The organism is Caulobacter sp. Root1455 (genome assembly GCF_001426905.1).
In the GTDB taxonomy this organism is placed as follows: domain Bacteria; phylum Pseudomonadota; class Alphaproteobacteria; order Caulobacterales; family Caulobacteraceae; genus Caulobacter.
On record NZ_LMFQ01000001.1, the window covers coordinates 306,129 to 318,720 of the forward strand.

Genomic DNA, 12,592 nt, shown 5'->3' on the forward strand with positions numbered 1-12,592 from the left:
AGGATGAGGTTTCTCGACAGCCCAGGCCTGTAAATGGTCCTCATCCTGAGCTTGTCGAAGGACGAGGACCACGCACAGAGCGTGAATGTCGATCAGCCTTTAGGCGGCGTCGACGAGCACCAGCTCGGCGTCTTCCAACGCTTTCACGCGGATGACCGCCTCGTCCTGGATGGCCGCGCCGTCGCGGGTGTTCAGGGTCACGCCGTTGACCTCGACCTTGCCGGTCGACGGCACAAGGTAGCCCTTGCGGTCCGCGCCCAACGCGTACTCGGTGGTCTCGCCGGCCTTCAGCGTGGCGCCCAGGACGCGGGCGTCGGTGCGGATCGGCAGGGCGTCGGCGTCGCCTTCGAAGCCGCTGGCCAGGGCCACGAACTTGCCCGAGCGGTCGCCCTTGGGGAAAGGCTTGGCGCCCCAGGCCGGACCTTCGCCGCGCTTGTTGGGGATGATCCAGATCTGGAAGATCTTGGTCGCGGTGCTTTCGAGGTTGTACTCGGAGTGGCGGATGCCGGTGCCGGCGCTCATCACCTGGACGTCGCCGGCCTCGGTGCGGCCCTTGTTGCCCAGGTTGTCCTGGTGGGTGATCGCGCCTTCGCGGACATAGGTGATGATCTCCATGTCGGCGTGCGGGTGGGGCGGAAAGCCCGTGCCGGCCGCGATGGTGTCGTCGTTCCACACCCGCAGGGCGCCGTGATGGACGCGGCTGGGATCGTGATAGTCGGCGAACGAGAAGTGGTGCTTGGCGTCCAGCCAACCGTGGTTGGCGCCGCCCAGGCTGTCGAAGGTTCTGACGTCGATCATGTCTTGTCTCCGGGAGACCGAGCCCCCTGAGGAGGAGGGGTGGGGCCGTCTCTGTTGGAGGGAAGATGGGGTATTGCGTCCTATGCCGAAATGGAAATGATCGAAACGAACCGTTTCGGAAATCGCACCCATGAAACTCCCCGACTTCGAGGCCTGGGCCGTGTTCGCCAAGGTGGTCGAGACCGGCTCGTTCGTCGGGGCGGCGCAGCAGCTGAACCTGTCCAAGGCCACGGTCTCCAAGGCCGTCACCCGGCTGGAGACGCGGCTGGGAACGACGCTGTTCCACCGCACCTCGCGGCGCCTGTCGCTGACCGAGGCCGGCCGCGCCTCGCTGGACCGCGCCGCCCACCTGCTGCAGGAGGCCGAGGCCCTGGAGGCCGAGGCCTCGGCCCAGTCGGCCACGCCGCGCGGCCTGGTGCGAGCGGCCGCGCCGATGTCGTTCGGGATCGCCCATCTGGGCCCGGCCCTGCCGGACTTCTTCGCCCTCTATCCGGAGGTGTCGGTCGAGCTGTCGCTGTCGGACCAACTGGTCGACATCGTCGAGGAGGGTTTCGACCTGGCCCTACGGATCTCGGCCCTGGAGGATTCCAGCCTGCTGGCCCGACGCCTGTGTCCGGTGCGGGTGATGCTGGTCGGCTCGCCGGCCTATTTCGACCGGCACGGCCGGCCCGGCCACCCCAAGGACCTGACCGCCCATCGCGGCCTGTTCTACACGGGCGGCCGGTCCAAGGACGTTTGGCGGTTCCAGCACGCCGAGCACGGACAATACGCGGTCAGCGTGCCCTCGCCGCTGCGGGTCAACAACGCCGACATCCTGCGGCCCGCCCTGCTGGCCGGCCTGGGCCTGGCCATGCAGCCGGACTTCCTGGCCTGGGCGGACGTGAAGGCGGGCCTGCTGGAAGAGGTCCTGGCCGACTGGGCCCCGCCGCCCATCGCCCTGCACCTGGTCACCCCGCCCAGCACGATCCGGCCGGCCCGGGTGGAGGCGCTGATCGCGTTCCTGGCCAAGCGGATGGCGGCCGCGCCGTGGTTGGGGTGACAAGGCCGACCCGCCCCCCCTTCAACCGTCATCCCGGGCCTTGTGCCCGGGACCCCTGGTTCAGCTGACGGTGAAGTGAAATGGCGCGCCGGCGCGCCACACCCCCGCACCTGCGGCGGCAAGAGGGGTCCCGGGCACAAGGCCCGGGATGACGGCGCTTAATGAGGGTGACGAGAAATGCGGCGCGCCAAACGGCGCATCCGTTCGACCTAGCCGAACTGGATCAAGCCATCTCGTGCTTGTCGCTGAGGCACTCGCCGATGGCGCGAGCGCAGCCGGGCAAGCCCAGGGCGCCGATGAACGACATGGCGACCGCGCAGACCAGCATCACGGGTTGGAAGAAACGCATGCGAAATTCTCCACAGGCCACTTCGTTCGTAGGGCGAGCTTCAACCCAGATAAGGCTGAAGCTTGACGTTCGTTCCCGCCCACGTCGGAAAAGCTCAGCGTGCGGCAGATTTGTCTCACCCGTATGTCAGTCTCCCAACGCATAGGCGACACGAGCGGCTTCAATTCGCCCCAGTTTGGCCTCGAGCGCCGACCAGTCGTCGGCCTCCGCGATCGGCGCCCACAGGGCCTCGACCTCGTCGATCAGCATTTCCTCGGGCTCGGACCGGGCGAAGACCGGGCTTTCAAGGCGCTCGGGGCGATCGGTCTCGAACCCGGCCAGCCGGCGGCGGAAGTCGAGAAACGCTTCCTGTCCGTACAGGTCGGCCCGCGGACCCGCCAAGGCGCGGGCCCGCGAAGCCTCGCCGCCGAACCAGTCGAAGAAGAACGGCTCCCAGCGCAGTGATTCGCCGCCCGACGCCAAGGCCACGAACGCGGCCTGCACCAGGGCGAGGTCCTCGTCGGCCGAGCGGCTCTTCAGGCCCAGGCGGTCCAGCATCGCCGCGCGAAGGGAGTCGCGATAGAGGTCGGAAAAGCCGTTGAGGGCGGCGATCAGCCCGGCGTCGTCGGTGACCTGGGCCAGGCACCCCGCCAGCTGCTGCAGGTTCCAGAACACCGTCTCCGGCTGGCGGCCGAAGCTGTAGAGGCCCGAATGGTCGAAATAGGCGGCCGTGAAGTTCGGGTCGTTCTGGGGCAGGAACCGCCAGGGGCCGTAGTCGAAGCTCTCGCCGGTGACGACCATGTTGTCGGTGTTGAGCACCCCGTGCACGAAGCCGGCCGCCATCCAGCGGGCCAGCAGCCGGGCGCTGGCGGCGACCACCTGCTCCAGCAGGACCTTGGGCCGATCCGGCTCGTCGGCCGCCTGGGGGAAATAGGTCTCGACCGCGTGGTCGACCAGGACGGCGATGTTGTCGGGCCGCTGCAGGAAGGCCTGACGCTGGAAGGTCCCGAACCGGATGTGGCTGTGCGACAGCCGGGTCAGCACGGCCGAGCGGGTCGGGCTGGGCTCGTCGCCGCGCACCAGGTCCTCGCCGGTCTCGACCAGGGAGAAGGCCCGCGAGGTGGGAACGCCCAGGGCCTCGAGCATGCTCGCGGCCAGGATCTCGCGCACCCCGCCCTTCAGGGTCAGCCGCCCGTCGCCGGCCCGCGACCACGGCGTCTGGCCCGAGCCCTTGGTGGCCAGGTCGAGGAGACGATCCGTGCCCCGTTCCCGCAGTTGGGCGAACAGGAAGCCGCGCCCGTCGCCCAGGTCGGGGTTGTAGGTGCGGAACTGATGGCCGTGATAGCGCACGGCCAGCGGCCCGGGCTGGTTGTCCGGCAACGGCTTGAAGCGGGCGAAGCGTTCCAGCCATTCGGCGTCGCTCAACCCCTCCAGCCCCACGCTGGCGGCCGCGCGGTCGTTTCGGAACCGCAGGATCGTCTGGGGGAAGTCGGCGGGGGCGACAGGATCGGCGAACTCCGGCCCAAGGCGCATGAAAACCGGGTCGGGACGGTAGGCGGCGGAGATCGGCATGTCCTCGACATGAGCCGCCGGGCGCGCGGGCGCAAGCATGCCGGGACGCTTTCGAGGCGTCGGAAGGTCGGGGATGGCGGCCGAACGCTGTCGCATCCGCGCAACAGGCCTGCTCGAACCTTTAAACCATAAGGTTTTTCCTTGCCCAGCCCCCAGCCGGGCCGTAACCCTTGCTTGTCAATTCGAACAAATGTTCGGGTTAGGACCAAATCAAAAGACGGGGGCGATGCAAGCGCTCTCGTCATAAAACGAACCGAGGTAGGAAATGCGCTTTACTCAGGTGCTTTGCGGCACGGCGTCCGCCGTCGTGCTCGCCGGTCTGACCCCCATCGCGGCCCAGGCCCAGGATACCGAGACCCAAACCGTCGACAGCATCGTCGTCACCGCCCAGAAGCGCGAGCAGAACCTGCAGGACGTGCCGGTGGTGGTCACCGCGGTCGGCGCCAAGCTGCTGCGCGACACGGGCGTCAAGGACATCAAGGATCTGACGATCCTGACCCCCGGCCTGACCGTGACCTCGACCTCGTCGGAAGCCTCGACCACCGCCCGCATCCGCGGCGTCGGCACGGTCGGCGACAACCCCGGCCTGGAAAGCTCGGTCGGCGTGGTGATCGACGGCGTCTATCGCCCGCGCAACGGCGTCGGCTTCGGCGACCTGGGCGAAATGGAGCGCATCGAGGTCCTGAAGGGCCCGCAAGGCACGCTGTTCGGCAAGAACACCTCGGCCGGCGTCATCAACATCATCACCAAGGAGCCGGAATTCGGCTTCGGCGCCGAGGCCGAGGCGACGCTCGGCAACTACAACGCCCACGGCCTGGCCGGGTCGGTGACCGGGCCGCTGTTCGGCAGCGAGACCCTGGCCGCCCGCCTGTACGTCGCCGCCCGCGAGCGTGACGGCTATAACGACGTGGTCACCGGCAAGGGTCCCAGCACGCGCGACCAGGACGCCGACCAGGGCTTCTATACCGTCCGCGGCCAGCTGCTGTTCGTCCCGGACGATAAGTCCAGCTTCAAGCTGATCGGCGACTACAGCAAGCGCGACGAAAACTGCTGCGGCGCGGTGCAGATCCGTCCCGGCCCGACCACGGCGATCATCAACGCCCTGGCCGGCGGCAAGGGCGTGGGCGCTTCGACCGACAACCCCTACGACCGGGTCGCCTATTCGAACCGCGGCGCGCCGTCGTCGGTCGAGGACAAGGGCGTTTCGCTGGAAGGCAACATCGACCTGCCGATCGGCGCCCTGACCTCGATCTCGGCCATCCGCCAATGGCGCACCGACAACGGCCAGGACGCCGACTTCACCACGGCCGACCTGGTCTATCGCAACAAGGACGGCACCAACTACAGCGAGTTCACGACCTTCACCCAGGAACTGCGCCTGGCCGGCAAGACCGACCGGTTCGACTGGCTGGTCGGCGCGTTCCTGGCCGACGAGCGGTTGGATTCAAAGGCCAACTTCCTCTACGGCAACGACTACGAGGCCTATCTGGGCACGATCCTGCTGTCGGGCATCGCCAACTCGTTGGCCCCGGCCGGCATCACGCTGAACCAGGCCGGCAGCGCGGGCTTCATCTCGCAAGCCACGGGCCGTCCCTACGGCACCAGCTACACCGGCGGCCAAGGCCTGCGTGACCAGTACAAGCAGCGCGCCACCACCGTCGCCCTGTTCACCAACGACACCTGGCATGTCACCGACGCCTTCGACCTGACCGTCGGCCTGCGCTACAGCATCGACAAGAAGGACCTGGACACCTACCAGTCCACGACCGACGGCGGCGTGGCCTGCGGCACGGCGCTGACCCCCGCCGGCCAAGCCCGGATCGCCGGCGCCCTGGTCGCCCGCGGCGTTCCCGCCGGACTGTTCGCCCCCGGCAACCCGACCGGCGCCAGCCTGGTGTCGACCGTCGCCGGCAACATGTGCTTGCCCTGGGCCAACCCGCTGTTCAACGGCCGCGGCACGACCCAGAACCGCGAGGACAAGGAGTGGTCGGGCACCATCAAGGGCTCGTACCGCTTCTCGCCCGAGGTGTTCGCCTACGCCTCGTACGCCCGCGGTTACAAGGGCGGCGGCTTCAACCTCGACCGCACCCAGTCGTCGAACGGCCAGCAAAGCGGCGGCAACGGCGTCATCCCGATCCACGACACCTCGTTCCCGGGCGAATTCGTCGACAGCTACGAAGTCGGCATGAAGAACACCCTGTTCAACCGCACGGTGCTGCTGAACCTGACGGCGTTCTATCAGGAATACAGCGACTTCCAGCTGAACACCTTCCTGGGCACCTCGTTCGTGGTGCGCTCGATCCCGGAAGTGACCTCGCAGGGCGTCGACGCCGACTTCATCTGGTTCACCCCGGTGCACGGCCTGTCGGTGCAGAGCGGCTTCACCTACGCCGACACCAAGTACGGCGACCAGCCGATCCCCAACGACCCGGGCAACGCCCTGGCCCTGTTGCCGGGCAGCAACCTGTCGCTGGCCCCCAAGTACTCGCTGTCGGGATCGCTCAGCTATGAGCACCCGGTCGGCGACACCCTGAAGGCCCGCTTCAACATCGGCGCGAAGTACTCGTCGGAATACAACACCGGCTCCGACCTGTTCCCGCCGAAGATGCAGGACGCCTACACCGTCGTGAACGCCCGCGTCAGCCTGGGCGACGCGGACGACAAGTGGACGGCCGAACTGTGGGCCCAGAACCTGCTCGACGAGGAATACAAGCAGGTCGCCTTCAACGGCACCCTGCAGGGCTCGTCGGGCCTGAGCGCCACCAACAAGGTCTACAAGCCGGCCCTGGACACCATCACCTATGATGCGTTCCTCGGCGCGCCGCGCACCTACGGCGTGACCCTGCGGGCCAAGTTCTAGGCCGGCATGTGATCGGCGACGGCCTCACCGCCGTCGCCGTCCAGACCTGAAGGGCGATCCGGGCGACCGGGTCGCCCTTTTCGTTTGGGCCCAATTCGTTCCCGGCCAAGCTTTCAACGAATCCCGAACCGTCCCACCCTGCGGCGGGGGATTCGTTGCGGAGGCGCATCATGAAGACCGTCCGGCTGCTCGGCGTGTGGGTCTGCCTGTTGCTGGGCCTGGCGATCGCCAACCTGGCCCTGCGAACGCCCCCGCCGCTGCCGGCCAACGCCCCCGCCGACCAGTTCTCGGCCACGCGCGCCATGGCCGACGTCCGCGCCATCGGCCAGAAGCCCCATCCGATCGGCTCGGCCGAGATCGTCCGGGTTCGCGACCATCTGCTGGGCCGGGTCAACGGCCTGGGGCTGGAGGTGCTGGTGCGGCCCGGCGAAGGCGTGCGCGACGCGGCCAAGTGGGCGCCGCGCTCGATGGCCGTCGGCGCGGTGCAGAACATCGTCGCCACCCTGCCCGGGACCTACCGCGACGCCCCGGCCGTGCTGGTGATGAGCCATTACGACACCGTCCCCAACTCGCCCGGCGCGGCCGACGACTCGGCCGGCGTCGCCGCGGCCCTGGAGATCGCCCGCGCCCTGAAGGCCGGCCCGACCCCGGCCCGCGACGTGATCTTCCTGTTCACCGACGGCGAGGAGCCGGGCCTGCTGGGGGCCGAGGCGTTCTTCGCCCGAGATCCGCTGCGCGACCACGTCGGGGTGGTGGTCAACATGGAGGCCCGGGGCGACGCTGGCCGCGCGGCCATGTTCCAGACCGGCGCCGACAGCGGCGAACTGATCCGCCTCTATGCCGCGAGCGCCCGCCAGCCGACCGCCAACTCGCTGGCCGCGGCCGTCTACCGGCGCATGCCCAACGACACCGACTTCAGCCACGCCCTGCGCAAGGGCCTGCCGGGGCTGAACTTCGCCTTCATCGACGACCAGCTGGCCTATCACACGCCGCTGGCCACGCCCGAGCACCTGAACCAGGGCAGCCTGCAGAACCTGGGCGACCAGGCCTTGTCCGCCGTCCGGGCCCTGGCCATGGCCGCGACCCTGCCGGCCAAGTCGCCGGACCTGATCTATTCCGACGTCCTGGCCCGGGGCCTGGTGGCCTATCCGGTCAATGTCGGCTGGGCGATCCTGGCGGTGGCCGGGCTGCTGATCGTCTTCACCGGTTATCGCGCCCTGCGCGGCAAGGCCGTGACCGCCGTCGAGATCCTGCGCGGGATCGCCGGCTTTCTGCTGCTGGCCGCCGGCGCGGTCCTGGCCCTGCACCTGGCCGGCCGGCTGATCGGCATCGCCGACATGCAGCGCTACTACGCGGTGCTGGGCCAGTTCAACGCCCTGCTGGCGGGCGCGGGGATCCTGCTGATCGGGATGTGCCTGACCGTGCTGACCCTGCAGGCGCGGGGCCTGGCCGGGATCTGGGGCCGGATCTGGATCAGCGTGGCCGCCCTCCTCGCCGGCGGCGCCTGCAGCCTGGTCGGCGGCTTCGATCAGGTCGGACTGGGCCTGGGCGTCGCTGTCGTGGTCCTGGCCTGGCTGAGCCTGGGCAAGGGCGTGGGCGTGTTCGGCGCCTGGCTGGGCGCGCTGCTGGTGGTGCTGGCCCTGGCGGTCACGGTCCAGGTCCTGGCGCCCGGCGGCTCGGTGATGCTGGCCTGGCCGCTGCTGGCCGCCAGCCTGGTGGCCGCCCTGGTCATGGCTGTGGGCGGAACCCGCGACCGCCGGGTGGCCTGGGCCCTGACCCTGGTCGTCTGCGTCGTGGCCGTCGCCGTGGTCGCCCAGCTGGGCGCCTGGGGGGCCTGGACCTTCGCCGGGGTGGGCCTGACCGAGCCGGCGGTGCTGGCGGCGTTCGCCATCCTGGCCGCCCCGGCCCTCTTGCCCCTGGCCTTCGACTTCGCCGCCTATCGCTGGGCCCCGGCCTTCGCCGGCGTCGCCGTGGCGGCGGGAATCGGGCTGCTGGCCTATGCGGGCCTGGGCGACGGCGGCCCGACCCGGCCGCGCCCGGCCGAGGCCAGCCACCTGGCGGATCTGTCGACCGGCACGGCCTGGCGGGTCTCGCCCGCGCCGCGCCTGGACCCCTGGTCGACGGTGGTGCTGTCGGACAATGACGCCAAGCCGGTGCGCCAGGCCTATCCGCCGCTGTTCCGCGAACCGGTGTGGATGGCCCCGACCGCCGTGCTGCCGGTCGAGCGGCCGGTGCTGTCGATCGACCGGGCCGGCGACCGCCTGCTGGTCCGCGCCGTGCCGACGGCGGGGGCCGAGGTCCTGACCTTGCGCCTGCGGTCCAGCATAGACCTTGACGAACCGCGCCTGAACGGCCGCCCGATCGCCCTGCCGACCCAGGCCGGCGAATGGACCAGCCTGTCCTACCACGCCCCCGATCCCAACGGCGTCACGCTGAGCTTCACCGCCCGACCGGCCGGCAAGGTCGAGGTGGCGGTGATCGAGATCCGCGACGGCTGGCCGCGCGGCGTCTCGACGATCCCGGCCAAGCCGGCGGGCCTGATGGCCAGCGGCTATTCGGACAAGACCATCGTGCTGGATCGCGGGGCGCTGGCCTGGCCGGCGTTCACGGACAGCGAGACCCAATAATAAATCCGCTCATCCCGGCGAATGCCGGGACCCAGATGGAATGGCGGTGTGGTGGGCTCCACGAACTCTGAGCTCATCCCATCAGCCACCCAGCTTTGGGATCTGGATCCCGGCATTCGCCGGGATGAGCGGTGGTTAGGGCGGAAGGCTAGATCACGATCACGCCCTCGCCCGGCTCCTTCGCGTACAGCCCCTCGACCACCTTGGCCCGCCGCTCCAGCGTCGCGCGCTGGTTCACATAGCCCTTGTCGGTGATCTCGCCGGCGTCGATGGACGGCGGTTCGGTCAGGATGGCCACGCGAGCCACGCGCCGCGACGAGCCACCGGCGGCGGCGTTGAACGCCCCGATCCGCTCGCGCAGGATCGCGGTCAGCTTCTCGAGCGGCGTGCCCGGTCCCTCGTCGGCGACCAGGGCGGCCAGGCCGGCGGGCGAGGGCCAGACCATGGCGGCGGCGAACGGCTTGTCCTGGCCGGCGATCACCGCGTCGTGGATGTAGGGGCTGCAGGCGGCCACCAGGTCGGGGCGCAGCACCCCGACGCTGACCCAGGTGCCGCTGTCCAGCTTGAAGTCCTCGGTCACCCGGCCGTCGAACACCAGGCCCTTGGACGGATCCTCGGGATCGACGAACCGCGCCGCGTCGCCCAGCTTGTAGAAGCCCTCCTCGTCGAAGGCCGCCGCGGTCCTCTCCGGATCCTTATGGTAGCCGCTGGCCACCGTCGGCCCCTTGACCCGCACCTCGTACTTGGCGCCGGCCGGGGCCAGCTTCAGGGCGATGCCCGGCAGCGGCAGGCCGACCAGCCCGACCCGCTCGGTCAGCCAGTGGACCACGGTGACGCCCTGGGTCTCGGTCGCGCCGTACATGGTGGTCAGCGGCACGCGATGGCCGGTCTCGGCCACGGCCAGGGCCTGCATGCGGGTATAGACGTCGTCCGACAGGGTGGCGCCGCCATAGCCCATGTATTTCAGGTTCTTGAAGAACGCCTTGCGCAGCACCGGGTCGCCCTCCATCGCCCCGGCCAGCATCGAAAAGGCGATCGGCGCCGAGCCGAACACCACGGGCGAGACCTCGTAGAGGTTCTTGATCGTGGTCTCGAACATGCCCGGCAGCGGCTTGCCCTCGTCGATCCACAGGGTGCCCCCCGACCAGAGCACGCCGTTGAAGCCGATGTTGCCGGCCGAGATATGGCTCCAGGGCATCCATTCCAGGCTGTTGGGCACATCGTCCGAGGGCTCGTCGGCGCGCAGTCCTTCCTGGCCGGCGATGACGCCCGCCATCATGGCGTGGGTCTGGGGCACGCCCTTGGGCATGCCGGTCGAGCCGGAGGTGAACAGGTACTTGGCGACGGTGGCCGGCGTCAGGCTTTCGCGCTTGGCGGCGACGTCGCGGGGCACGGTGGCGGCCACCGTGTCGAAGGCGATCGCGCCCTCGCCGGTTCCGTCGGCGGTGACCAGCAGCAGATCCGGCTTGAGCGCGCGCAGCGTGGCGATGGCTTTCTCGAACATCACCCCGGACTGCGCGAACACCACCTTGGGCGCGACCTTGTCGAAGCAGTGCTTGAGCTTGCCGTGGTCGGCCGACATCAGGCTGTAGGCCGGGCTGACCGGGGCGGCGGGCGCGCCGGCGCCGTAGGCTCCCAAGGTCATCAGGGCGTGCTCGATCGAGTTGCCCGACAGGATCATCACGCTGTCGTCGGCGGTCAGGCCCCGGTCCAGCAGCCACTGGCTGACGCCCTCGACCGCCCGCAGGGCTTCGGCGTAGGTCACGCCGCGCCAGGGTCCGTGGCCCGGCTCGCGCTGGCGCAGATAGGGCCGGTCGGGATGGGCGGCGGCCTTTTCGGCCAGCAGGTGGCTGATCGTCCGCGGCCCCTCGCCGGGCGCATGGTTGGAGGTGATGACGATGCTGCCGTCGGCGCGGCGGTCGACGCTGATGTCGGCGCCTTTCATCGGCAGGGGCTTGAAGGGCGCGGTGCTCGGATCGCGCGCGGCCGCCAGACTGTCGACGCCGTCCATATCGCTCTCTCCCGGTCGGTTATCGTTGTTTACCGAGAGCGTACGCGGCCTGACGCCCGCGTAAAGCGTGCCCAAGCGTAAAGCGATCACGGAACGGGGACAGGCGGCATGCGCCTGTACCCACGCCGGGCTTGTAAGATCCGTCCGCCGCCCGAGACTACCTGGATATGGACGGCGCCAACCAACCCCCATCGCGGACGCTTCAGGACGAGCGTTACGCCCGCGCGGCGGCCAGCCTCGGCGCGGCGCTGGAGCGGCTGGCGCGGGCCTACGAGGCCGACGCGGACCAGCGCCGGGACCTGCTGCAGGACATCCACCTGGCCGTCTGGCGCAGCTTCGCGCGCTATGACGGGCGCTGTTCGGAGCGGACCTGGGTCTATCGCGTGGCCCACAACGTGGCGATCTCGCACGGCCAGAAGCGGCGGCGGTCTCGGCCCGACAAGCTGCTGACCCTCGACGAACTGGCCGTCCGGGGCGATCCGACCCAGCCCGATCCCGAGGCGCGGGCCGCCGACAGCCACGCCCTGGCCCGGCTGACGGCGCTGATCCGGGCCCTGGTCCCGCCGGACCGGCAGATCGTGATGCTCTATCTCGAGGGCCTGGAGGCCAAGGCCGTCGCCGAGGTCTGCGGCCTGTCGCCCGGCGCGGTCGCCACCAAGCTGCACCGGCTCAAGGCCGTTCTGGCCAGCCGCATCAACCAGGCCAATCGCTTCAACCAGGGAGATCCCGATGAGCGGTGATCCCTCCGACCTCGACCCCTTTGATCCCCAGGCTCTGTGGCAGAGCCAAGCTCAGGAGCACGAACCTATGTCGCTCGCGGAAATCCACCAGAAGGCGCGGACCCTGAAAAGCAAGGTTCTCTGGCGCAATGTCCGGGAATACGCCGCGTCGGTCGTGGTGATCCTGTTCTTCGCGCCTGTCCTGCTGCATCGCGAAAGCTGGATGATGCAGGCCGGCGCGGCGCTGATCATCGCGGCCACGATCTTCGTGGGCTGGCAGATGCACCGGCGCACCGGGATGGGGGCGATCCCGGAGGCCGGCGAGGCCCTGCGCGACTTCCATCGGCAGACGCTGATCCGCCAGCGCGACGCCCTGCGCTCGGTGGGCCGGTGGTACATGGCGCCGTTCGCGCCGGGCATGGTGCTGCTGATGATGGGCCGCTGGTTCCAGTCGCACGTGGAGGGCCGGTCGCTGGCCATGGACCACCTGGGCATCCTGCTGGCCAGCGCCTTCGTCGTCCTGGTGTTCGGCGGGGTCTGGTGGCTGAACCAGCTCGGGGCCAAGCGCCTGCAGAAGCAGATCGACGCGCTTTAGAAGGACCCTTCTCCCCTTGCGGGAGAAGGTGGCCTCCGAAGGA

9 protein-coding genes are annotated in these 12,592 nt (G+C 69.5%); 5 read left to right on the forward strand and 4 right to left on the reverse strand.

Annotated features, from left to right (window positions below; all coding sequences use genetic code 11):
- Nucleotides 1–99: 99 nt before the first annotated feature.
- Nucleotides 100–798 carry a pirin family protein gene (locus ASD21_RS01205; RefSeq protein WP_056435504.1) on the reverse strand — a complete coding sequence of 233 codons (699 nt, stop codon included), beginning with the start codon at nt 796–798 and terminating at the stop codon, nt 100–102.
- Between the two features lie 130 nt (nt 799–928).
- Between ASD21_RS01205 and ASD21_RS01210 the strand changes: the two genes are divergently transcribed.
- A complete protein-coding gene (locus tag ASD21_RS01210; RefSeq protein WP_056435509.1) occupies nt 929–1,837 on the forward strand; it encodes a LysR family transcriptional regulator in 909 nt (302 codons plus the stop codon).
- A 223-nt stretch (nt 1,838–2,060) separates the two neighbouring features.
- Here ASD21_RS01210 and ASD21_RS23720 read toward each other — a convergent pair whose 3' ends face one another.
- Together ASD21_RS23720 and ASD21_RS01215 are read right to left on the reverse strand one after the other, a co-directional pair.
- On the reverse strand, nt 2,061–2,186 hold the full coding sequence (locus tag ASD21_RS23720; RefSeq protein ID WP_007667460.1) for a hypothetical protein: 126 nt from the start codon (nt 2,184–2,186) through the stop codon (nt 2,061–2,063).
- A 126-nt stretch (nt 2,187–2,312) separates the two neighbouring features.
- Nucleotides 2,313–3,737 (reverse strand): protein adenylyltransferase SelO, encoded by a 1,425-nt coding sequence (locus ASD21_RS01215; protein ID WP_056436280.1) that lies wholly within the window; start codon nt 3,735–3,737, stop codon nt 2,313–2,315.
- Nucleotides 3,738–4,002: 265 nt separating this feature from the next.
- On the opposite strand from ASD21_RS01215, the gene ASD21_RS01220 reads away from it, so the two are divergent.
- The gene (locus ASD21_RS01220) at nt 4,003–6,597 is read left to right on the forward strand and encodes a TonB-dependent receptor (RefSeq protein ID WP_056435513.1); all 2,595 of its coding nucleotides are present in this window, start codon (nt 4,003–4,005) and stop codon (nt 6,595–6,597) included.
- A 170-nt stretch (nt 6,598–6,767) separates the two neighbouring features.
- Nucleotides 6,768–9,224: a M28 family metallopeptidase gene (locus tag ASD21_RS01225; protein ID WP_056435516.1), complete on the forward strand. Its 2,457-nt coding sequence runs from the start codon at nt 6,768–6,770 to the stop codon at nt 9,222–9,224.
- Between the two features lie 148 nt (nt 9,225–9,372).
- Here ASD21_RS01225 and ASD21_RS01230 read toward each other — a convergent pair whose 3' ends face one another.
- Nucleotides 9,373–11,235, reverse strand: a complete 1,863-nt coding sequence (locus ASD21_RS01230) for an AMP-binding protein (RefSeq protein ID WP_056435519.1) — start codon at nt 11,233–11,235, stop codon at nt 9,373–9,375.
- Between the two features lie 167 nt (nt 11,236–11,402).
- Between ASD21_RS01230 and ASD21_RS01235 the strand changes: the two genes are divergently transcribed.
- Both ASD21_RS01235 and ASD21_RS01240 read left to right on the forward strand, forming a co-directional pair.
- Complete coding sequence (locus ASD21_RS01235) at nt 11,403–11,975, forward strand: RNA polymerase sigma factor (protein ID WP_056435522.1); 573 nt, start codon at nt 11,403–11,405, stop codon at nt 11,973–11,975.
- 67 nt (nt 11,976–12,042) lie between these two features.
- Entirely contained in the window at nt 12,043–12,549 is a 507-nt protein-coding gene (locus tag ASD21_RS01240; RefSeq protein ID WP_056435525.1) for a hypothetical protein, read from the forward strand.
- Nucleotides 12,550–12,592: the final 43 nt, after the last annotated feature.